Here is a 21,783-nt window from a genome sequence, read left to right on the forward strand (position 1 = left end):
GAAGGCGCTGAGAGAAGCAGTGTAGCGGCCTAGTTGTCAGTAAAGGGGGTCAGCGTTTGGCTCGCGTTGTAGTCGCGATCATTGGCGGGTACGCCTTTATCGCTGGCAGCCGTGAAGGCAGGTGCCTGCCTGAACGCCTTCCATGCCGCCTGAATGTCAGCCACGCTGAGTTGGTCAACGGCCCGCGCCATGCGCTGACGGTAGTCAAAGTTAAGCTCCTGTAAATTCAGGAGTGACCATTGCGTGCTGGCGAGATCGCTAAGCGTGTGGTCGCGTTCGAGCAGCTGCGACCGAATGGCGCTCTTGTAATGGGCCAGAGTGGCATCATCCAGAGTGTCGATGGTGGGAGAGAACTGCTCCGTAAAGGCATTGATGCGGTCAAACAGTTGCTGGCTCGAATGAGAGGGCGACTGCACCAGCATTACGATGCCACCCGCACGCATGATCGAGGTGTAATTGGCGCTGACGACATAGCCCAGCTGCTGCTCCGTGCGCAGGCTGTCGTAGAACGGTGACGACAGCAGTTGCCCCATCACGGACCAGGCGGCCTTGGTGGCAAGCTCGGTGTTCGGTATCGTTTTTACCAGCAGAGCGCCTGCATCGGTGCTTTCAGTGGTAGGGCGGAAAGCGGGCAAGGTGTCGGTCACGCTCAGGGTCTGCATTGGCGGAATATCCTTGAGCGCCGCGCGCGGCTTGAGCTGATCGAGCACTCTGGCAGAAGTGAGCGTATCTTCCTGCGTTAGATTGCCGACAGCCAGCGCCGTCACATGCAGTGATTTCAGCCAGCGATCACGGAATTGGCGCAGGTCTGCCAGAGTAATGTGATCCAGCTCATCCAGGCCGCGTGCAGAGTTCCAGTCAGGGGTAATCAACTGGTCAGGAATAGCGCGCATCAAGCTTCGGTACAAATAGCCCTGACGCTGATTGTTAAGATCGTCCTTGAACTGCTGGGTCAGGCGATCAAAGGTGGCCTGATCAATAGGGGCATTCTTGAGTTGGTGAATCAGCGTATTGAAGACTTCGGGCTGACGGTCACGCCAGCCTGCCAAATCAATGGTGATGCCGCGACGCTGTGCCGAAGCGCTGGCCGTTTGCCCCGCAAGTGAGGCCGGGTAGAGCGATTCCGACAGGCTATCGTTGAGCCAGCCGGCCAGTAGCGTGGTGAGCAGGCCTTCCCGTACGTCTGTCCCTTGAAGGGGGCTGAACAGCGCAATCGACCAGTTGACGCTGGGCGTGCCGAACGAGTGGTTGCCTTGATACCAGAGGTCCATGCCAGGCTGATTGATCAGACGCCGCGGGCGGGCGTCCTGCACTTGTTTGAGTGTGAAATCCTTGGCAATGAAGGCGTTACGCTCGGGCAGCGCCAACTCGCCGACTACCTGTGCCTGCGGCCAGCGCTCAACGTGGGTAAGCGTATAAGGGGTGTGATACCACTGGCTCACCTGCTTGCCCTTCACCGAGGGGCTGGCATAAACGCGCAGCAGGTTGTCAGGGCGAAGCTGGTCAAGGTAGCGATTGATTAGTGCAGGGTCGAAGCGGTCCATGCGATAGCCCGCGACATTAATCTCGCTGACGGGCAGGCGCGACATCGCCATGCTAAGCGCACTGGCACGGCTGGCATCAGAGTTGTTCTGCTCGAAGGGGTAGTGTTGGCGCAATAACGTTGACTGTTCATCGAAGCGCCACCGTTCAATGCCGCCCTGTCTGATCTTGTTGATATACGCGAATAGCGTCGCTTGCACTTCATCCTGTTGCTGAGCGCCCTTGGGCGTCAGATTGATCGATACCGTGAACAGGGCGTGGTTACCATCGTCGCGCGTGATACCAGCGTTAAGGCTGTCCGCCAGCCCTGCGTGGCGTAACGCGGCAAGTACGCTGCCAGGGCCTTCATGCCCAATCAGGTTGGCAAGGTAGTTATCAGGCTGGGTGCGCGGGTAGCGCTGAGGATCAGGCACGGGAAAGTTGAAGCTTAGGTTGCGGCCATCGGCGTTTGACTGGATCTCTACCTTTTCAGGGAGCTGGCCCTGGCTGAATAAGGGGGCGTCAATGTTGTCCGGTGCTACCTTTCGCTCTGGCACATCGCTGAAGCGCGTGCGCGCCAGCGTTTCCAGAGTATCCAGCGACTGCGGCCCGACCATGGTCAGCGTCATGCGGTCAGCCGAGTAGTGCTGGCGATAGAATTCAAGCAAACGCTCGCGCAGCGGCTGCTTCCCGTCTTTCAGCGTATCCAGGTTGCCTACTGCGAAATGGGCATAGGGGTGGGCCGGGTTGATAGCATTACTCAGTGCATCCCAGGTACGCCGACTCTCGTTGCGTAGCCCCATGTGATATTCGGAGTCGATCGCATGGCGCTCCTGATTCACGTGGCTGGCATTGAAGCGCGGTGCGACAAAAAAGCGCGCAAAGCGGTCAAAGGCACCATTAAAGGCGGCGGGCGGGATATCAAAATAGTAGTTGGTATCACGGTCAGCGGTGAATGCATTCGATTGACCGCCGTGATTGCCTAGATAATCCTGATAATTATTGGCTTCGGGGTAGCGATCAGTGCCTAAAAACAGCATATGTTCGTTGAAATGGGCCAACCCTGGTACGTCCTTCGGGTCCGCTGCTGACCCTGTGCGCACATTCACGGCCGCCGCAGCACGATCCGCGCGATCATCATGGACCAGCAGGACTTCCAGACCATTAGACAAGCGCAGTGCACGGTAGTCCGCCTTGTCGTTGGGGCTTTTATGGACGCTGTGCACATTGGGCGTGTAGGGCGGTAACTGAGCTAACGCCGCGTCAGACGGTTGCTGGGTCTGAGCTTGCTGGGGCACAGCCCAGGCAGTGGTCGACAGGGGCGCCGATATCCACACGCTGACCGCCAGTGCGGGAATGTAGAGAAGTCGACGGTAACGCATCAAGGAAGAGGGCATAGATATTCCTGACGGGTAAAAGAGTCTGTATAGCGGTTGAGTGTTCAAACGACACTTGATGAAGAATTCACGCTGATTGTCATAACATGTTGACGGCCATACTGAACCTTTTATGAAACAGGGCGTCGGTATTAATCATCATGCGAGCGCTGGTATCACTGCGTTATCCGGGCATATGGGTTGCTGGTCTGGTGTTGGGAATCGGGCCTCATTGTTAGGGGAAATTGCGCTATTCTCAACTCATGCGCGTAAGGAATGGTTAATCCTGTAGCGTCAGAAGGGGCATCAGCGACCATTTCTGCCCAGTGAAATAGTGAGACTTTTTGTTTGCCTTTACGTGCTGCATGGATAAGATACGAAAACACTGTTTTATATTACACTAATGTCTCCCTTTCTATCAGGAGTACGAGGATGGCTCGTCCACGTCAACATGCGCCCGAGACTCTGCATGCGCAGGTAATGGCCGCGTGCGACGAGTGGCTTGATTCCCAGCCCGCACAAACGCTCTCTCTACGTTCGATTGCACGCGGTCTGGAGTGCGCTCCCAGCACTCTTCTCAAGCTTTACGGAAGCTTTAACAATCTGTTGCAATATGTAAATGTTGAAACGCTGAATTCCCTGAATGCCGATATCCAGCATGCGGATACGCTCAGTCCCGAGGAGCGGCTGAGAGTCCTTGCGCACGCTTACTGGCGCTTTGCCTACCAGCACCCGCACCGCTGGCAGCTGCTGTTCGAGTACCCGCTGGCGCAGGAAGGTGAGCTGGATGAACGCCAGAACCTGGCTATTGAGTCCTCCTTCGTGCGCGTCGAGCAGGCGCTCAAAGAGCTGCACCCGGGGTTCAGTTCAGACGACGCTTGCCGTCTGGCGCGCACCCTGTGGGGCAGCGTGCATGGTTTGGTACAACTGGGAATGACAGAACGTTTGGGGTTTTACCAGGGCCAGCCTGTTAAGGTAGAAGACCTGCTTGATCAATTGCTTGCCATGACGCTTGCCGCGCTAGGAAATCGTAAGTTCACTCAATGACGCAACATACAGCCAATTCGCCACTGGATTCTCGGCGCGGCCTAATGAGAGAGCGCTTTTTTGCGCCGCTGTTTTGGGCTCAAGCCTTTGGCGCTTTCAGCGATAATTTCTTTAAGCAAGTACTGCTGCTGATGCTCACCTATATCGCCGTGCCGAAGTACGGATGGGATATAGGCATCGTCAATAACGTGGCAGCAGGGCTTTTCATTGTGCCCTTGCTGCTGTTTTCGGGGTGGGGCGGTACGCTGGCCGATGCCATCGACAAGCGCACCCTGATACGCGCCATCAAATGGCTTGAACTGCTGACCATGAGCATGGCGGCACTCTTGATCTGGTATCAGATGTTTGTGGGGCTGATGCTGCTGCTGTTCCTCGCTGGCACTCAGGCGGCGCTGTTTGGCCCGGTGAAGTACGCCATCCTGCCGCAGCAGGTGCCGCGTCGGAAGTTGGTCGTGGCTAATGCATGGGTCGAACTGGCCACCTTCCTCGCCATTTTGCTGGGCATAGTGCTGGCGGGCGTGCTGATATCCCTTTCCGGATGGTGGGCGAGCGTTAGCGTGTCACTGGTGCTGGTCGGAGTCTCCGTAGCCGGTGTAATTGCCGCCTATTTCGTCCCTTCGGCACCGCCGGTGCAGGGGCGCAAGGTCGCGATAGCGCCGCTGCGCCAAAGCGTTGAGGTACTCCGCTCAGCATGGCAGCAGCGGCGTCTTTTCAACACGATCCTCGGTATTAGTACCTTCTGGTTCCTCGGGGTGAGCTATCTCACCCAACTGCCTCAATGGGTCGCTACCGTAGTGCATGGCAGCGGTAGCGTCGTCAGTTTTCTGTTGGCGGCCTTTGCCGTAGGTATTGGCCTTGGCTCGCTGCTGTGCGCACGTTTGTCGGCAGGGCGCATGGAATTGGGCCTGATTCCTCTAGGGGCGCTGCTGATTGGTCTGGCGGGGTTCGATTTTGCCCATCACGCTGCATTTTCCAGCTCGGCGCAGCTCCATTCACTGGCAGAGCTGCTGTTCAGGTGGCGTCTGTGGTGGATGTTTATCGACCTTGCCCTGATCGGTGTGGGTGGCGGTCTTTTGATTATTCCGCTCTATATGCGTCTGCAAACAGAGGGTGATGAAGCGCAGCGTTCGCGGATTATCGCGGCAAACAACATCATCAACGCGCTGTTTATGGTGATGTCGGCGCTGGGTGCGGCATTTCTGCTGGGCGTGCTGGGTGTATCACTTCATCTCTATTTTGGATTGATCGCGGCGCTTTCGCTGGGGTTGGGAGCTTTGCTGGCAGTGAAATATCCGCGTCCGGTGCTGCGTATCTGTATTTTTATTGTGCTGCGCCTTTGCTATCGGCTGAAGCTGTCAGGACGCCATAACATTCCTGATACGGGGCCGGCGCTGGTCATGTGCAATCATGTCAGCTACATGGATGCACTGCTCTTGGGGGGCACCAGCCCCAGACTGCTGCGTTTCATGATGGATACGCCTGCCTACGAGTCGCCCTGGCTGAACTGGTTCTGCCGTATCGCAGGGGCGATTCCGGTCGATCTTGGCAAGCGTAACCCCAAGGATTTGCGTCGTGCTTTGAATGAAGTGAGTGCGGCGCTGCGTAACGGTGAAGTGGTGATGATCTTCCCTGAAGGAAGGTTGACCCGCGATGGCAATATCGCCGAGTTCCGTCGTGGGATAGAAACCATTCTGAAGCGTGATCCTGTGCCGGTGATTCCTGCGGCCATTTCCGGCTTGTGGGGGTCGTGGGGGTCGTACCGTAAAGGGCGGCCATTCAAGCGCTGGCCAACGCGCTTCCGGCGCAAGGTGCGTCTTGGCTTTGGTGCCTCGGTGCCCTATACCCAGTGGAATGATCGGCGTGTGCTGCGCGATCGCGTACTACAGGTAAAAGAGGAGCTGGGCGGCGGTAAGTAGGCTCGTTCAGTATTCCATCATAACGCCCACCGTTATCTATCAACGGCGGGCGTTATTCATTTGGGGCCGTTTGGTGAGAGCGGTAGCTGAATAACGGCCTTTAGACCGCCCAGGCTACTTTCTGCCATATATAGCCTGCCGCCGTGGAAACTGACCACCTGCTCGACAATGCCCAGCCCCAGCCCATGGCCGCTGACGCGCTCATCCAGTCGCGTGCCGCGGTTAAGCACCTGCGCACGTTTGTGCGGCGCGATGCCAGGCCCATCATCTTCGACAATGAATTCGATGTTTTCCTGCTGCTGGCGCAGCGTCAAACGTGCCTGGGCGTTGGCCCATTTCCCCGCGTTATCCAATAGATTACCCAATACCTCCAGCATGTCCTCGCTTTCCCAGGGCAAGGTGCTGGGTGCCTGCTCCGTTGAATAGTGGAAGGCGATATGCGGGTAGATCTCTGCCAGTGTTGAAATCAGCGGCGGCAGCTCCTGTTCAGGCTGGAAATGCGATTTATGCGATGAGTTGCGCGTATCAAGCCGTGCACGCTGTAACTCGCACTGCACCAGGCGATGGATATCTGCCAGCCGAGCGGCAAGGGCGTCGCGCAGTTCAGGGAGCTGGTCAAATTCGCGGCGTGCCAGCTGCGCTTCCATAACGGCGATGGGCGTTTTCAGCGCGTGCCCCAGATTGCTGATGCCGTCACGGGAGCGTGTCAGTACACGTTCGATACGCTCCAACTGATGGTTCAGCTCATTGACGACGGGGGCTATTTCGACCGGCACCGGCGTCTCAATCTGGAGGCGATGGCCGTCGTTCAACAGCTCCAGCTCTTTGCGTACCTGGCCCAGCGGCGCCAGCACTATGCGAATCACATGCTGCTGAATGACCACGAGCAAAATGGCCAGCAGCCCTCCCAGCATCCAAATGGAAAAGCGTAGCCAGTTGAGACTGTCGGCGACACTGGTGTAATCGAGAGCGGTAGTGATGTCGAAACGGTGACCGTCCTGACGGAAGGTGCCACTCCACACTAGAAGCTGTTGCTCTTCCGGGCCAGGAACAAGCCGGCGCGAGAGGCCGGGAGCCACTTCGGGAAGGTGCTTGTCCCACAGGGAACGCGAGCGAATGTCGGTCGCCCGATCCATCTGTAGCGAGAAATAGTGCCCCGAGTAGACCTGATTGTAGTGGCCGCGAAAGGGCAGTGAGGCGAGGTTGAGCTTGCCATTGCGGTCAATGGCATCCTTCATCAGGCTCTGCGCATCTTCCTGTAAGCGCGACCCCAGATAGTCACGGAAAGCGCGATCAAACAGCAGCACGCTGCCGTGAGCGAGCAGAAACATGACGACCAGCCCCGCTGCCAATAGCCCCAGGGCCAGTCGTCTGGTAAGAGAGATCACGCTGTCTCGGGTTTTACACTGCCGCCAAAACGATAGCCCTGCCCGCGCTGGGTGATGATCACGCCGCGGCCCAGTTTCTGGCGCAGATGATTGATATGCACTTCGACCACATTGGGGTTGCGTTCGTGCTCGCTGTCATAGAGGTGATCCAGCAGCCTGTCCTTGGGAATGACATGCTCCGGGTGCAGCATCATATAGCGCAGAATGGCAAATTCGGCGCGTGTCAGCCCAACGGGATCAGTGTTGCTAAGTGTTGCTGCGCACTGGCTGGCTTCATCAAGCACGACACCGCCAACCGACAGTTTGGGCGTGGGGCTGCATCCATGGCGACGGCGCATCAGCCCCTGTAAGCGCAGCAGCAGCTCGTCAGGATGAAATGGCTTGGGAATATAGTCATCGGCGCCTGCACGCAAGCCGGTAATGCGCTCGCTCCAGCTGGTGCGAGCGGTCAGGATAAGAATGGGAGTATCCAGTCCATTCCTGCGCCACTCCTCCAGTAGCTGTAGCCCGGGGCGTCCCGGTAATCCGAGATCAAGCACGATGGCATCGAATGGGATGTTCACGGCCATTACCGCAGCGTCGCGACCATCGGTGCACCAGTCAACAGCGTAACCGTTTTGTGTGAACAGGGTGTTTAGTTCATCGGCAAGGGGGACGTTGTCTTCAACAAGTAACAAGCGCATATCTCAAATCCTGTCGTCAGGGGTTGATACGTTTGCCGCTGACCGCATTGATCAGCAGATCCCATATCTGATCCTGTTCATCCAATATCTCTATCGAGTACACATACCGATGGTGGTAGCGCGCAAGAGATGCTTCGAGCATTTTTCCCGGGTGTGTAACCTGAGCAATGCCAATGACTCTCTCCAGCGGCAGGATGGTCCCGCTAGCCGTCAGTTGAAGCGCCTCATCGTGGTCGATCTCCGTCCCTTTGCATTTTGGCTCGAATGCACTGATGGGCGAGGCAGACAATGCCAGCCATGAACATGCCAACAGGCATGGTGCTGAACCTTTCAACAGTTGGGAGATCATCATGTCGTTTCTCTTTGGCTTCGCTGGCGAATAGTTTAGCAGGTGCCTTGTTTGCGAAGTATCTCGATAACAGCGGGCAGCGTAGGGAACGGTGCCCTGATATATAGAGAAGCGGCAGTAGCGCTCGGGTATCCTGCTGGAGCACCCCAGGTACACAGGGGCGGTGCATTTTGGCACATAAGAGCAGCGGTGGGGCGGAGTCGCCTGTTATGAGCCTTAAAATGGTGAGAGGTGCCGTTTTTGAGCGGGAACCGTTACTGCCGGCATTTCAGTGGTGGGCAAAAATTCTGCCCGGCGCAAGACCAGGCAGCATTCGCGATGATGATAGGAAAAGAGAGCAGGGCTAGGGGGTGGTATCCAGAATCAGGCGACTGCTTATATAGGCAAGTATCAGCACGCCCATGCCGATCAATGTCCAGCGAGCCGCCCGACGCCCACGCCAGCCGCTTGACTGGCGCTGCCATAGCAGCGCGCCAAAAATAAGCCACGCCAGTACCGACAGAAGTACCTTGGAGGTCAGGTATTCAGCCGAGGAGTCGAATACAAACAGTGCTCCGGAGATAATTGCCAGGGTAAGGAAGATCATGCCGAGCGTAATCAGGGCGAACAGCATTCTTTCCATTTGGGTCAGCGGCGGCAGCACCTGAATGATGCCCCTCAAACGCTTCGTCTTCAGCGCGCGATCCTGTAGGGCGATCAGGCAGGCTTGGGCAGCGGCAATTGCAAACAGTGAGAAGGCAAGGATGGAGCCTGCAATGTGCGCCAGTACCCCTGGCGGAAAGTGGCTGTAATTCAGAGAAGCAGGCAGCCCGGCCAGCGTCACCAGGCTGATGGCGCTAAGCGGCAGCAGCACAGCGGTGGCGGCAATCAGTGGCGTCATGAGGCTGGCGAGTAGCGTGAGAAGGGTCATGACCCAGCACACCAGACTCAGCGTTTCGAGAATGCCCAGGTTATAGGTGCCTGCACCCTTGTAGATCATGACGTAAAGAGTGACGGCGTGCAGTGCGCTGGCGACAAGTCCGGTGCTTCTTATCAGCGCGGGGTTGGGCTCGGTCTTGCGGCCCAGCACGCAGGCTTGCCAGATTCCTCCCGCTAGATAAAGAAGAATGGCAAGTAGTGCGCAGGGTAATGCTGCATACATCCCGATAGTGGCCTGATAAATGAGAAAAGAGTGCGTCTGAACGCTCTCACTATAGCGATTCTTGCCGGTTAACGGTAGGTGATGGATGGAGAGACGCCGTTGAAAAAGTTATACTTCGCGACCCAACGCCGAAACAGCCAGACAAGCGCTGTCTTCGGTTACAGAATCTGCCGCGCGGCGCACATGCCGGCGGTCCATGGAGGCGCTCATGTTCGATAGTTTATCCGATCGGTTGTCGGGGACGCTGCGCAATATTACCGGTCAGGCTCGTCTCACCGAAGACAACGTTCGTGACACGCTGCGTGAAGTGCGGCGTGCGCTGCTTGAGGCCGACGTTGCGCTGCCGGTGGTCAAGGCGTTCGTCGAGCGCGTTCGTGAGCGGGCCGTAGGGCAGGAAGTATCCAAAAGCCTGTCGCCGGGCCAGCAATTCGTCAAGATTGTCCGTGACGAACTCGAAAGCGTTATGGGTGAGGGCAATGCGCCTCTCGACCTGAAACATCCCCCCTCGGTCATACTGATGGCGGGCTTGCAGGGGGCCGGTAAAACCACCACTGTGGCGAAGCTGGGCCGTTACCTGCGTGAGCGCGAGAAGAAAAAGGTACTGGTGGTCTCCGCTGACGTTTATCGTCCTGCGGCAATTGATCAGCTTGAGCGTCTTGCTGAAGAAGTGGGCGTTGAATTCTTCCCGTCGGACTCTTCGCAGAAGCCGATTGATATTGCGCGTGCAGCCATTCAGCACGCCAAAATCCAGTTCTTCGATGTGGTGCTGGTGGATACCGCCGGTCGCTTGCACGTCGATGAAGACATGATGACCGAAATCAAACAGCTTCATAGTGCCGTGTCACCGGCTGAAACGCTGTTTGTGGTCGATTCAATGACGGGGCAGGATGCTGCCAACACTGCCAAGGCCTTTCATGATGCGCTGCCCCTGACGGGTGTAGTGCTGACGAAGGCTGATGGTGATGCCCGTGGTGGCGCGGCGCTGTCGGTACGTTATCTGACCGGCAAGCCCATCAAGTTTATCGGTGTCGGTGAGAAAACCGACGCCCTGGAGCCTTTCCATCCCGACCGTATCGCTTCCCGTATTCTGGGCATGGGCGATGTTCTCAGCCTGATCGAAGAAGCAGAGCGCACTGTCGATAAAAGCAAGGCCCAGAAACTTACCAAGAAGATCAAAAAGGGCGAAGGCTTCGATCTGGAAGACTTCCGCGATCAGCTCCAGCAGCTCAAAAACATGGGCGGTATGGGCAAGCTGATGGACAAGCTGCCGGGCATGGGGCAAATGGCAGAAATGGCGCAGAACCAGAATTCCGAGAAGGAATTTGGCAAGCTGGAAGCCATGATCAACTCCATGACGCCCAAGGAGCGGCGCAAGCCCGAGCTTATCAACGGCTCGCGCAAGCGGCGTATCTGTGCAGGCTCCGGTACTCAGGTACCCGATCTTAATCGTCTTCTTAAGCAGCACAAGCAAATGCAGAAGATGATGAAGAAGATGAAAAAGGGCGGCATGCAAAAAATGATGCGCGGTATGAGCAGTATGATGGGCGGCGGTGGCCCCGGTGGTATGGGCGGCATGGGTGGTTTTCCGCGCCGTTGAGGTATGTCCTGAGTGAGCGGGAGATAATTATCTTCCGCTGTGCTGTTTGCAGAGGTTGAAATTTGCCGTAGAATACCGCCTCTTTGCACGAGCTGCATCGCGTATCGGCTCGCCGGTAAAAATCCTGCCTCGGCGCCTTGGTACTGGCGTCTGGGTACCAAGAACGACGGAGAATGCTGGTGCGGCGGGCATGATTGCCAGCCTGGCATTGGATGTCGCGCTCCGGCTTGCGCCGAGAGCATACTGTTATCGAATACAGCTAGAGAGAATTAGCGATGGTTACCATTCGTTTGGCACGTGGTGGCGCTAAAAAGCGTCCGTTTTATCATATTTCCGTAACTGACTCTCGCGTTTCACGCGATGGTCGCTTCATCGAGCGTATCGGCTTCTTCAACCCGATCGCGCGTGGCGGTGAAGAGCGTCTGCGTCTCGATCTCGACCGTGTTGCCCACTGGGAATCCCTGGGTGCACAGGTATCTGATCGTGTTGCCGAGCTGATCAAGTCTGCTCGCAAGGACGCTGCATAATTCGCAGCAGGGTGCCCGCTTGTGCGTCGTTAGTGAGCGCAAGCCGTGGATAGTTTCCATTCATCGAGTCAGATAGGTGTGAAGGCATGAGTATTGACCGTAACGCTGCTGAGCAGTCGAATGATCAGCGCGTGGTCATGGGCAGCCTCACCAGCCCCTATGGCATCAAGGGGTGGCTCAAGGTGTACTCACACACGAGCCCGATGGAAGGTATCCTCGATTATCCGCACTGGAGTATCGAGAAAAACGGCGTTGAACGTCGTTATCGCGTGCTTCAGGGGCGGCGCCAGGGTAAGGGCCTGGTGGTGCAGCTGGAAGGCGTCGATTCTCGTGAAGCCGCAGAAGCACTGGGTGGTGCTACCATCCGGTTGGCAGCAGAAGAGCTGCCGCAGCTTTCCGCAGGCGAATTCTACTGGTATCAGCTGGAAGGTCTGGCGGTTGCCACTACCGATGGTGCCGCACTAGGGCGCGTTGCCTATCTGTTTGAAACAGGGGCTAATGATGTACTGGTGGTCAAGGGCGCTGAGGATGGCAAGGAGCGGCTGCTGCCGTTCATTCCTGACGATGTCATTATTGATATTGATCTGGAAGCGGGAAGCATGACAGTGGACTGGGATCCGGACTTTTGAAACCGAATGTCGCGCTGATTCTGGAAGAGTTGTCATGACGACCGACACACCGCAATGCCAGCCTGGCCTTAGCATTGGCATCGTCTCGCTTTTTCCGGAGATGTTTCCGGCGCTTACCGAGCAGGGCGTTATTGGTCGTGCGGTAAAGCAGGGGCTTCTTGATATCCGCTGCTGGAACCCGCGTGATTACGCTCAGGATCGTCATCGTACTGTCGATGATCGTCCATATGGTGGCGGCCCCGGTATGCTGATGAAGGTTGATACACTGCGTGCTGCCATTCGTGATGCGCGTGAAGCCCTGACCGAAAATGGTCAGCCCCCCAAGGTGATCTACCTGTCGCCGCAGGGTCGGGTGTTTAGCCAGCAAGGTGCCGTCGAGCTTGTTGCTCGTCAGCGTCTGGTGCTGGTAGCGGGGCGTTACGAAGGTATAGATGAGCGAGTGATCGAAAGCGATATTGATGAGCAATGGTCCATTGGTGACTATGTGCTCAGCGGTGGTGAATTGCCTGCAATGGTGATGATCGACGCGCTATCGCGGCTGGTGCCTGGGGTGCTTGGGCATGAGCGCTCCGCAGTGGAGGATTCATTTAGCGATGGGTTGCTCGACTGTCCGCACTATACCCGCCCCGAAGAGGTTGATGGCAAGCGTGTGCCTGCCGTCCTTCTCGGGGGCAATCACGGCGAGATTCGACGCTGGCGGTTGAAACAGTCGCTCGGGCGAACGATGCTGCATCGCCCTGAGCTTTTGGATGCGCGAACGCTAAGCAAGGAAGAGCAGCAGCTTCTTGATGCGTTCGTCAGCGAATACGGCGCTGGGGAAACAGATTCCTCCAGCGACGGCGGTGCCTAAGGCAGCCTCAAGGCGGCCACGGCGTCATCCACTTAACGATCCCCGCTCTCTTGCCGGGGTCACGCTGTCGGAAGCTTCCGGCAACATACAGGAGTTTGAAAATGAGCAATCGTAATAAAGTGATCCAGGCGATCGAAAACGAGCAGATCAACAAGGAACTGCCGGCATTCGCTCCCGGTGATACTGTTGTTGTTCAGGTAAAGGTAGTAGAAGGCAACCGCGAGCGTCTGCAGGCGTTCGAAGGTGTGGTGATCGGTAAGCGTAACCGTGGCCTGAACTCCGCTTTCACCGTTCGCAAAATCTCTCACGGTGTTGGCGTTGAGCGTACTTTCCAGACTTACAGCCCCCTCGTTGACAGCGTTTCTGTCAAACGTCGCGGCGATGTTCGTCAGGCCAAGCTGTACTACCTCCGCGAACTCAGCGGCAAGGCTGCCCGTATCAAGGAAAAACTTTCCTGATACTTGCCTGCACTGGAATCATTCATCGGTTCCAGTGTTTGGCAACGGCCAATCAAAAACCCGTGCCCTTCAAGGGGTGCGGGTTTTTTGCTGTTGGCAGCCGTCATTCTCTGTAGTTCGCTGAAGTGATGAAGATTCATCTCTTGTGCGCAAACATGGCTATTCAGGGCGGTAATTCTTCAGAAACGATGGTATTTTGTGGAGTCTATCCTTGAAATGCGTCCTTTATGTTCTACACCGCACTGATCGACAGTTTTCTCGATTCCCTCTGGCTTGAACGAGGCGCCAGCCCGCATACGCTGGCAGCCTATCGCCGCGATCTAAAGTGTTGGCTGACACATCTGGATGACGCTGCGCTGCTGCTGGCACCGCCGCCGGAGGCATTGGAGCAGCTGCTTGCCGAACGTCGGGCGGCGGGTTACAGCCCGCGCAGTGATGCGCGTCTGCTATCGAGTCTGCGCCGCTTCTATCGCTGGGCCATGCTCGAAAGCCTGATTGAGAACGATCCCATCAGTCATGTAGAGACAGCGCCAGTACGTGCCGGGCTACCGAAAACACTGGATGAAGCCGATGTAGAGAGCCTGCTTGCCGCGCCCGATACCGAGGAGCCTCTCGGCTTGCGCGATCGTGCCATGCTCGAAGTGCTCTATGCCTGCGGATTGCGTGTTACCGAACTGATAGAGCTGCGCGTTGATAGCCTCAACCTGCGCCAAGGGGTAGTACGGGTGCTAGGGAAGGGCAATAAGGAGCGTCTGGTGCCCCTCGGTGAGGAGGCATCGGATTGGCTTGAGCGCTATATGCGTCAGGGGCGTAACCTGCTGATGGCAGATATTACCCGCCCCCCCTTGTTTCCCGGTCGTCATGATGGCTTCATGACCCGACAAACGTTTTGGTATCGCATCAAAAAGCACGCTGTGCAGGCAGGGATTCACAAGCCGCTGTCGCCACATACGCTGCGCCATGCGTTTGCAACGCATCTGCTGGATCACGGGGCGCATCTGCGCGTCGTACAGGAATTGCTGGGCCACCGTGACCTCTCGACCACCCAGATTTACACTCATGTTGCTCAACGGCGTCTTGAACAGCTGCATCAGCAGCACCATCCGCGTGGCTGAGAGCAGTTTCTTTTTACGGAGTCTTTTGTATGTTTGCGTTTGGATTTCACCGCCTTGCAGTCGCCGCTGTGGCGTGTGCCGGTGCGATGAGTGTCGCGCTCCCGGCGCTGGCCGCCAGCGCTCCCGATATTTCCTCGTTGACGATTGGAGGGCGCAAGGTGACTGTCACTGATGCGCGAGCTACCCCTATCGAAGGTCTTTATCGGTTAACATTGGAAAGCGGCGATGTGGTTTTCTCGGACCCCGAAGGCCATTACATGCTGACCGGTGATCTGTATGAAAACGGTGAGCATGGGCTGGTTAACCTGAGTGAACAAGCCGCCAACGAACAGCGCCGTGACGCCCTCGCGAAGCTTGATAAGCAGGATAGCGTGGTATTCCGCCCGGCGGGGGAGATCAAAGGTACGCTAACGGTGTTCAGTGATATTACCTGTCCCTACTGCCATGAGCTGCACAAGGAAGTACCGAAGCTGAACCAGCAGGGGATTGCGGTACGCTATCTGGCCTTCCCGCGTGCGGGCGACCGTTCACCGGCTGCTGCCGAACTGGCGCAAATATGGTGCAGCCGGAATCCGCAGCAGGCCATGACAGCGGCGTTTGACGGTAAAATGCCTGATAACAGCGGTAAACAGTGCGCCAGCATCGTATCGCGTGATTATGAGCTGGGGCGTCAGTTGGGTGTGCAGGGAACGCCTGCCATTATTTACCCCGATGGCAGTCTGGTACCAGGCTATTTGCCCGTCGCCCAGCTAATATCGCACTTCAAGCAACATTCGCAGTAGATCGCCCTTGCCGATGTCCCAACAGGCAGATATCGGTATGGAAATTACATACATTCATTGGATGGCTTTCGCCGTTTCCTCGCGGCCCGCAGTAGCCTAGCCATCCGTTATTGACACATAAGAGAGTCAGGAAATCGTGGATTCCGAGAGCAGCGCAGCGCCATCCCTAAAGCCCGTCAGAGTCGGTATTTGTGGTCTAGGCACCGTCGGCAGCGGTACCTTCAATGTGTTGATGCGAAATGCTGAGGATATTGCCCGGCGAGCAGGGCGTCCCATTGTGGTGGAACAGGTGGGCGCGCGCCGTGATAACCCTGACTGCGATACCTCTGCTGCCAACGTGACGCGCGATATCTTCGAGGTGGCGCGCAATCCTGATGTCGATGTCGTGGTTGAGCTGATTGGCGGGTACGACACTGCCCGGCAGTTGGTGCTTGAAGCGATTGAGCATGGCAAGCATGTGGTAACGGCCAATAAAGCACTGATCGCGGTTCACGGTAACGAAATCTTTGATGCGGCTGCCAAAAAGGGCGTGATTGTGGCGTTTGAAGCAGCCGTGGCCGGCGGCATTCCGATTATCAAGACGCTGCGCGAAGGGTTGGGAGCCAACCGCATTCAATGGGTAGCGGGCATTATCAATGGCACCGGTAACTTCATTCTGACCCATATGCGTGACGAAGGGCGCAGCTTTGACGATGTGCTTGCCGAAGCCCAGGCGCTTGGCTATGCCGAAGCCGACCCGACGTTCGATGTTGAAGGCATTGATGCAGCGCACAAGCTAACCATCCTGGCCTCCATCGCCTTCGGCGTGCCGTTGCAGTTTGATCTTGCCTATACCGAGGGGCTGCGCAGGATTACCGCTGAAGATGTCGAACAGGCCGATCGGCTGGGCTACATCATCAAGCATCTGGGCATTGCACGCCGCACGGATGAAGGGGTGGAGCTGCGGGTGCATCCGACATTGATCGAGAAATCGCGCTTGCTGGCGAACGTGCACGGCGTTGCTAATGCCGTCGAGGTGATGGGCGACGCGGTAGGGCGCAGCCTCTACTACGGCCCGGGTGCCGGCGATGAAGCCACTGCCTCGGCGGTTATCGCCGATATTCTTGATGTGGCGCGCGATACCGCTACAGATCCGCGCTACCGCACACCCTATCTGGCCTTCCGCGGAATCGACCAGGGCCGCCGTGAGTTGCCTATTCTGCCGATATCGAAAGTGGTTTCCGCCTATTATCTGCGTTTGAATGCCGTCGATCGCCCTGGCGTGCTGGCACGTATTTCACGCATTCTGGCGGATCTTGATATCAGCATCGAGAAGCTGGTGCAGCGTGAAGCTGGTCACGAAGGCAGCGCCTCGCTGATTATCCTGACCCACCGCGCCGTTGAAGAGAACATGGACAGGGCAATAACGCAGCTTGAAGCGCTTGACGATGTAGAGGGCAGCATCATGCGTATTCGCGTTGAAGGCTCCGACGACTAACTGACCGCGCTACCATACAGAGAAACGATATGCGTTATATAAGCACGCGCGGGAAGGCTCCCGCACTAGGGTTTGAAGATGTTGTTCTGACCGGGCTGGCGTCCGATGGCGGCCTCTATGTACCGGAAACGCTGCCCCACATCAGCCACGAGGAGCTGGCCGGGTTTGCAGGGCTCTCCTATGCCGAGATTGCCTTCCGGGTCATGAAGCCCTTTGTGGATGGCGCTATCGACGACGAGACCTTTAAAGCCATCGTCAACGATACCTACGCTACCTTCCATCATGATGCTGTTGTGCCTCTGAAGCAGCTTGATGCCAACCACTTCCTGCTGGAGCTGTTCCATGGCCCTACGCTGGCGTTCAAGGATGTGGCCTTGCAGCTACTGGGCAGATTGCTCGATCACTTCCTGAGCAAGCGCGGTGAGCGCGCGGTGGTGATGGGTGCTACCTCTGGCGATACCGGCTCTGCGGCCATCGAAGGCTGCAAGCACAGCGATCACCTCGACATTTTCATTCTGCATCCGTATCAGCGCGTCTCTGAAGTCCAGCGTCGTCAGATGACCACCGTGCTTGAGAATAATGTGTTCAATCTGGCGGTTGAAGGTAACTTCGATGACTGTCAGGCGATAGTGAAGTCCAGCTTTGCCGATCAGAACTTCCTGAAGGGCACGCGGCTGGTGGCGGTCAACTCTATCAACTGGGCGCGCATCATGGCGCAAACCGCCTACTATGTAGCAGCTGCCGTAGCGTTGGGCGCACCGCATCGTGAGGTGAGCTTTACTGTTCCCTCTGCCAACTTCGGCAATATTTTCGCTGGTTTCCTGGCGCGTGAAATGGGCGTACCGGTGCGCCAGTTCGTGATCGCCACCAACGCCAACGATATCCTTCACCGCGTGATTTCAGCCAATGACTTCTCGCGCAGGGAGCTGCTTGCTACCTTGGCGCCCTCAATGGATATCGTAGTATCGTCGAACTTCGAGCGCCTGCTGTTCTTCGCTTATGACCGTGATGCCGAGGCAGTCTCCGAGCTGCTTGAGCAGTTCCAGCAATCGCCCGCCGTTCTGGCCGAAGCGCCGCTTGCGTCACTACGCAAGTTGTTCTCCAGCGCCGCCGTCGATGACGAGGAAATTCTTGCCACTATTCGTGAAGCACACCAGCGCACCGGCGAGCTGCTTGATCCTCACACCGCGATTGGCTATTGCGCGGCACAGCGCTGCAATCAGCATCCGGAAGTGCCGATGATCACTCTTGCTACCGCGCATCCCGCCAAGTTTGCCGAGGCGGTGGAGCAAGCTGGATTCGAGGAGGTGCCGCTGCCCGACAACATGAGTGACCTGCTCTCCCGTGAAGAGCGCTACGAGGTGATACCGGCATCGATTGACGCGGTGCAACGTTACGTCGCCAGCGCGCGCCGCCAATAATGGCCGAGGCAACGACCACTTCCACAATGTCAGACAGCACCCGGCCGCGACTTGTCCAGCGTCAGCGCGATGCTGTCGTTGAGCAGCAGGCGCTCGCGGCGGGACTGTCGCCGTTGCAGGCGAGAGTCCTGGCGGGGCGTATCAGCACGCCGAAAAACGCTTTGGAGGCGTTGATTGAGCCCAGTCTTCGTCATCTGGTCGAGCCTTCCTGCCTGAAGGATGGGCAGCGGGCCGCCGAGCGTATCGCCCAGGCGGTTTCTGAAGGCGAACAGATTGGCATTCTGACCGACTACGATGTTGACGGTATTACTTCGCATGTCGTCATTTTGCGCACGCTGGTAGAACTGTTCGGTGTGCCGCGCAGTCGTATTACCAGCCTGATTGGTCACCGTATCAATGACGGATATGGCATTTCGCAGCCGCTGGTCGAGCGCACGCTCGCCTGCTCGCCGCGTCCCACGCTGGTGATTAGCGCCGACTGTGGCTCTTCCGATGAAGCCCGCATCGCGCGTCTGAAGGAAGGGGGCGTTGACGTTGTGGTCACCGATCACCATGCGGTGCCCGTGGAGGGGCCGCCTCCTTCTGCCTATGCGGTTGTTAATCCATCGCGTCTTGATTGTGATTACCCTGATCGCACCATTGCGGGGTGCATGGTCTCCTGGCTGATTATGGCACTGACCCGCACCCTGTTGATCGACACCGGCGTGCTGCCCGCCCAGACGCCCAAACTATCGGCATGGCTCTCGTATGTGGCATTGGGGACGGTGGCAGATTGTGTGAGTCTCGGTGACAGTGCGATTAATCGCGCCGTTGTCAGCTATGGCTTGCAGATCATCAACCGCATGCAGGAGCCTTGCTGGCAGGTGATGGCTGAGCAGTTGGGGGACGATAGCCTGCCCTTTACCGCCGAAACCCTGGGGTTCCAGATGGGGCCGCGCATCAATGCGCGTTCCCGCCTTGATGACCCTTATGCAGCGCTCCACTTTATGCTGGCGAGCGATACGGCAACTTCACGCCGCTATCTTGACCTGTTGGAGCAGGATAACCAGTCGCGCAAGGCCATCGAAGCCGAGATGGTTGAAGCGGCCAAGCGCCTCGCCATGCCGCAGCTTCAGCAGGAAGCACCAGTGCTGACGCTCTTTCTGGAAGAAGGTCATGCCGGCGTTCAGGGCATCGTGGCCTCGCGGCTGGTGCAAGCCTTTGGCCGGCCTTGCGTGGTGCTCACGCCTGGCTCGGCAGCGGGGCAGCTTGCTGCATCAGGACGTTCGATTGAAGGTGTGCATCTGCGTGATGCTCTGGAGCGCGCCAATGCGTTGTTGCCCGGTGCGCTGGTGCGATTTGGTGGGCATGCGGGAGCAGCAGGCTTTACTCTCGTTGCTTCATCCTTGACTGATTTCGAAGGGGCGCTCAGGCAGGCCATAGGAGAGCAGCTTAACGGTCGTGCGCTCTTTCCGGTCATTCATACGGATGGCGAGCTGGAGGCGACACAGCTGGATCTGGCCCTGCTGGATGAGATCGAGCGTTTGGGGCCTTATGGGCGTGAATTTGAAGCGCCACTGTTTGAAGGGCAATTTGTGGTCAGGCAGGCACGTCTGGTTGGCAGCGATGGCACTCATCTGATGATGGAGCTTGATGCCAATGGGCGAACAGTGCGCGCCATCTGGTTTAGAGCAGTATCAGCGGGGCAGCCAGCACCCTTGGCGGCGGGCATGGTAATGCGCTGCGCCTTCCGACCAGCGCGTAATCGGTTTCGCGGAAGGGAGTCGCTGCAAATGATGGTGGAGTTTGCCCAGGCGCTTCATTGATACGCCGTGGTGTGAACTCAACGAGTCATGCAGATTGAAAGCTAAAAAAAGCCCTTCCGGTCGTAACCGGAAGGGCTTTTCTCTGACAGGCTGAGACGCTATGCCTCTGAGCCTTACGCTACCGGATCAGTAGTTATAGCGGACAAACAGGGTAGTGGCGTCGTGATCGTAGAGATCATACTTGCCGCCACCGTTTTCGGCGGAGCGGTGCCCAGTGTCGTCCATCCACATGTGTTCGAGGGCAACAATAACGTGGCCATCGAAGGAAATGCTGGCAAGACCAAGAATGGAACGCTCGATGGTGTTCTCTTTCTCTTTGCGATCCTCGGCGTAACTGTATTCGGCATAGCCCTGCAGGTCACCTGCCGGACCAAGCAGCTTGGGCCAGGTATAGGACAGGAAGGTATCGTAGTTGCGCCAGGTGTGACCTGTGAAGTCAGCATGGTTACGTGATTCGCCGGCCAGTGCTGCGACCATCCAGTTGCCGGGCGTCCAGTTGGCACCCATCTCCCATCCGTTGCTTGAGGGCGACTTGTTACCGTTGATTGCCGTTTCGCCGTCACCAGCCTTGAACTTGGCATGGTGGAAGACAGCGCCCAGGGTTACGTCATAACCAGGACGGTACTGACCACCCACTTCGTAGAAGTACTTGCGCTTGTAGCCGTAGTCCTGGCCGGGAGTAGCGATCAGGTTGCCGTTGGCGTCGGTATTATTGACGTTGTAGACAGGATCGCCGCTTTTGATATGCCCATAGGAGGTGCCATACATCGCGCCGACCGTGAACTTGCCCAGATCAACCGAGTACTTGATGCTGCGCGAAGGACGAGTGCCGCCTTTCAGATCTGACGCCATCCATGATTGAGCGGTGTAGTCGGTAAAGTTCCAGGGAATATCGGTGAAGACGTCGACGTAGTCATACATCAACGAATCCTGGCGGCCTATGGTCAGGGTACCGTAGGTCGGGTTGCTTACACCCACATAGGTATAGCGGTTGAAGTGGTCGTCATTCTCGCCAGTGGTGAACAGGGCATCGAATCCCTCTTCCCAGCGAGCAAAACCGGTCCAGCCGTTGTCGAAGTAGTGTTCATAGGCCAGGTTGATACGGGTACCGCCGTTGTTCAGGCCGGTATCTTTACTTGTGCCCTGATAGTTCCAGTCGTAGCTGTATGCAAAACGACCGCTGATCGTAAATTTATTGGTTTCGTTCTCAAAGGCGGTGAAGGCGGAAGCCTGATAAGCGATGCCAAGCGACGCGATTCCGATGGCAACGGCAAGGGTCGAGCGAGTCAATAAGTAGTTGGCTGCTGTGCGCGGCATAAAGGCAATGTTCCAGTATTCAAGCGTATTATAGTGAGATGCTGCATATGCGAACTACGCAAGGCAGCAACTTGAGTGCTAAAGGTGTTCCCTCCGAGCTCGCACGCGAGAAGGAGATGAAGCGCCGCCAGCAGCAGAAAACCGATCAGTGAGCAGTATCTTTTTTGTGCACTGGGATGTTGCGCCAACGGTAGTTAATTTATACCGAAAAAAGAGAGCGATCTCACCCCTTAATGAGGCGAGTTCGATTTAAATAAAAGATTAAGATTTTATCTACAATAGATAATTTCTAATTCCACTAGAGGCGGGAGTATTGATAAATCCTTGCGCGCATATCGCTATATGACGCAATTATATGATGCCTCCTGCTTTTTTACGCTGAAC

At 56.9% G+C, this 21,783-nt stretch carries 18 protein-coding genes; 12 read left to right on the top strand and 6 right to left on the bottom strand.

What is annotated here, in order from left to right; translation table 11 throughout:
• Positions 1–29: 29 nt before the first annotated feature.
• Positions 30–2,918: an insulinase family protein gene (locus L881_RS0109640; protein ID WP_025733492.1), complete on the bottom strand. Its 2,889-nt coding sequence runs from the start codon at positions 2,916–2,918 to the stop codon at positions 30–32.
• 411 nt (positions 2,919–3,329) lie between these two features.
• Between L881_RS0109640 and L881_RS0109645 the strand changes: the two genes are divergently transcribed.
• Positions 3,330–3,944 carry a TetR-like C-terminal domain-containing protein gene (locus L881_RS0109645; RefSeq protein WP_025733493.1) on the top strand — a complete coding sequence of 205 codons (615 nt, stop codon included), beginning with the start codon at positions 3,330–3,332 and terminating at the stop codon, positions 3,942–3,944.
• The gene (locus tag L881_RS0109650; protein ID WP_084055470.1) at positions 3,941–5,860 is read left to right on the top strand and encodes an MFS transporter; all 1,920 of its coding nucleotides are present in this window, start codon (positions 3,941–3,943) and stop codon (positions 5,858–5,860) included. Before L881_RS0109645 ends, L881_RS0109650 begins: the two co-directional genes overlap by 4 nt.
• Before the next feature lie 56 nt (positions 5,861–5,916).
• Here L881_RS0109650 and L881_RS0109655 read toward each other — a convergent pair whose 3' ends face one another.
• The 4 genes from L881_RS0109655 to L881_RS0109670 all read right to left on the bottom strand — a co-directional run bounded on the left by L881_RS0109655 (position 5,917) and on the right by L881_RS0109670 (position 9,421).
• On the bottom strand, positions 5,917–7,248 hold the full coding sequence (locus L881_RS0109655) for a sensor histidine kinase (protein ID WP_025733495.1): 1,332 nt from the start codon (positions 7,246–7,248) through the stop codon (positions 5,917–5,919).
• Positions 7,245–7,931, bottom strand: coding sequence for a response regulator transcription factor (locus L881_RS0109660; RefSeq protein WP_025733496.1), 687 nt, complete (start codon positions 7,929–7,931; stop codon positions 7,245–7,247). The genes L881_RS0109655 and L881_RS0109660 overlap by 4 nt, the downstream gene beginning before the upstream one ends.
• Before the next feature lie 16 nt (positions 7,932–7,947).
• Positions 7,948–8,283, bottom strand: coding sequence for a PepSY domain-containing protein (locus tag L881_RS13165; RefSeq protein ID WP_051464859.1), 336 nt, complete (start codon positions 8,281–8,283; stop codon positions 7,948–7,950).
• 340 nt (positions 8,284–8,623) lie between these two features.
• Positions 8,624–9,421: a cytochrome C assembly family protein gene (locus L881_RS0109670; protein WP_025733497.1), complete on the bottom strand. Its 798-nt coding sequence runs from the start codon at positions 9,419–9,421 to the stop codon at positions 8,624–8,626.
• A gap of 208 nt (positions 9,422–9,629) precedes the next feature.
• On the opposite strand from L881_RS0109670, the gene ffh reads away from it, so the two are divergent.
• The 10 genes from ffh to recJ all read left to right on the top strand — a co-directional run bounded on the left by ffh (position 9,630) and on the right by recJ (position 20,082).
• The gene (gene ffh, locus L881_RS0109675; RefSeq protein ID WP_025733498.1) at positions 9,630–11,018 is read left to right on the top strand and encodes a signal recognition particle protein; all 1,389 of its coding nucleotides are present in this window, start codon (positions 9,630–9,632) and stop codon (positions 11,016–11,018) included.
• A 275-nt stretch (positions 11,019–11,293) separates the two neighbouring features.
• Entirely contained in the window at positions 11,294–11,545 is a 252-nt protein-coding gene (gene rpsP, locus L881_RS0109680; protein ID WP_025733499.1) for a 30S ribosomal protein S16, read from the top strand.
• A 92-nt stretch (positions 11,546–11,637) separates the two neighbouring features.
• Positions 11,638–12,174 carry a ribosome maturation factor RimM gene (rimM, locus tag L881_RS0109685; protein WP_425393544.1) on the top strand — a complete coding sequence of 179 codons (537 nt, stop codon included), beginning with the start codon at positions 11,638–11,640 and terminating at the stop codon, positions 12,172–12,174.
• A gap of 34 nt (positions 12,175–12,208) precedes the next feature.
• On the top strand, positions 12,209–13,024 hold the full coding sequence (trmD, locus tag L881_RS0109690; protein ID WP_025733501.1) for a tRNA (guanosine(37)-N1)-methyltransferase TrmD: 816 nt from the start codon (positions 12,209–12,211) through the stop codon (positions 13,022–13,024).
• 101 nt (positions 13,025–13,125) lie between these two features.
• A complete protein-coding gene (gene rplS / locus L881_RS0109695) occupies positions 13,126–13,482 on the top strand; it encodes a 50S ribosomal protein L19 (protein ID WP_025733502.1) in 357 nt (118 codons plus the stop codon).
• A gap of 227 nt (positions 13,483–13,709) precedes the next feature.
• The gene (gene xerD / locus L881_RS0109700; protein WP_025733503.1) at positions 13,710–14,597 is read left to right on the top strand and encodes a site-specific tyrosine recombinase XerD; all 888 of its coding nucleotides are present in this window, start codon (positions 13,710–13,712) and stop codon (positions 14,595–14,597) included.
• A gap of 29 nt (positions 14,598–14,626) precedes the next feature.
• The gene (locus tag L881_RS0109705) at positions 14,627–15,379 is read left to right on the top strand and encodes a DsbC family protein (RefSeq protein ID WP_025733504.1); all 753 of its coding nucleotides are present in this window, start codon (positions 14,627–14,629) and stop codon (positions 15,377–15,379) included.
• A gap of 136 nt (positions 15,380–15,515) precedes the next feature.
• Positions 15,516–16,856 carry a homoserine dehydrogenase gene (locus L881_RS0109710; RefSeq protein WP_025733505.1) on the top strand — a complete coding sequence of 447 codons (1,341 nt, stop codon included), beginning with the start codon at positions 15,516–15,518 and terminating at the stop codon, positions 16,854–16,856.
• Between the two features lie 29 nt (positions 16,857–16,885).
• Positions 16,886–18,277, top strand: coding sequence for a threonine synthase (gene thrC / locus L881_RS0109715; RefSeq protein ID WP_025733506.1), 1,392 nt, complete (start codon positions 16,886–16,888; stop codon positions 18,275–18,277).
• A 26-nt stretch (positions 18,278–18,303) separates the two neighbouring features.
• Positions 18,304–20,082, top strand: a complete 1,779-nt coding sequence (gene recJ / locus L881_RS0109720) for a single-stranded-DNA-specific exonuclease RecJ (RefSeq protein ID WP_034579149.1) — start codon at positions 18,304–18,306, stop codon at positions 20,080–20,082.
• Positions 20,083–20,208: 126 nt separating this feature from the next.
• On the opposite strand, the gene L881_RS0109725 is transcribed toward recJ, so the two are convergent.
• Positions 20,209–21,399 (bottom strand): porin, encoded by a 1,191-nt coding sequence (locus L881_RS0109725; RefSeq protein ID WP_025733508.1) that lies wholly within the window; start codon positions 21,397–21,399, stop codon positions 20,209–20,211.
• Positions 21,400–21,783 lie beyond the last annotated feature (384 nt).

Origin of the sequence: Carnimonas nigrificans ATCC BAA-78 (assembly GCF_000526695.1) — a bacterium.
Classification (GTDB): Bacteria; Pseudomonadota; Gammaproteobacteria; order Pseudomonadales; family Halomonadaceae; genus Carnimonas; species Carnimonas nigrificans.

Excerpts from the sequence above, each read along its gene's own strand:
- L881_RS0109640 (WP_025733492.1), bottom strand. The coding sequence starts at position 2,918 with ATGCCCTCTTCCTTGATGCGTTACCGTCGACTTCTCTACATTCCCGCA.
- L881_RS0109645 (WP_025733493.1), top strand. The coding sequence starts at position 3,330 with ATGGCTCGTCCACGTCAACATGCGCCCGAGACTCTGCATGCGCAGGTA.
- L881_RS0109650 (WP_084055470.1), top strand. The coding sequence starts at position 3,941 with ATGACGCAACATACAGCCAATTCGCCACTGGATTCTCGGCGCGGCCTA.
- L881_RS0109660 (WP_025733496.1), bottom strand. The coding sequence starts at position 7,931 with ATGCGCTTGTTACTTGTTGAAGACAACGTCCCCCTTGCCGATGAACTA.
- L881_RS13165 (WP_051464859.1), bottom strand. The coding sequence starts at position 8,283 with ATGATGATCTCCCAACTGTTGAAAGGTTCAGCACCATGCCTGTTGGCA.
- L881_RS0109670 (WP_025733497.1), bottom strand. The coding sequence starts at position 9,421 with ATGTATGCAGCATTACCCTGCGCACTACTTGCCATTCTTCTTTATCTA.
- ffh (WP_025733498.1), top strand. The coding sequence starts at position 9,630 with ATGTTCGATAGTTTATCCGATCGGTTGTCGGGGACGCTGCGCAATATT.
- rpsP (WP_025733499.1), top strand. The coding sequence starts at position 11,294 with ATGGTTACCATTCGTTTGGCACGTGGTGGCGCTAAAAAGCGTCCGTTT.
- trmD (WP_025733501.1), top strand. The coding sequence starts at position 12,209 with ATGACGACCGACACACCGCAATGCCAGCCTGGCCTTAGCATTGGCATC.
- rplS (WP_025733502.1), top strand. The coding sequence starts at position 13,126 with ATGAGCAATCGTAATAAAGTGATCCAGGCGATCGAAAACGAGCAGATC.
- xerD (WP_025733503.1), top strand. The coding sequence starts at position 13,710 with ATGTTCTACACCGCACTGATCGACAGTTTTCTCGATTCCCTCTGGCTT.
- L881_RS0109705 (WP_025733504.1), top strand. The coding sequence starts at position 14,627 with ATGTTTGCGTTTGGATTTCACCGCCTTGCAGTCGCCGCTGTGGCGTGT.
- thrC (WP_025733506.1), top strand. The coding sequence starts at position 16,886 with ATGCGTTATATAAGCACGCGCGGGAAGGCTCCCGCACTAGGGTTTGAA.
- recJ (WP_034579149.1), top strand. The coding sequence starts at position 18,304 with ATGTCAGACAGCACCCGGCCGCGACTTGTCCAGCGTCAGCGCGATGCT.
- L881_RS0109725 (WP_025733508.1), bottom strand. The coding sequence starts at position 21,399 with ATGCCGCGCACAGCAGCCAACTACTTATTGACTCGCTCGACCCTTGCC.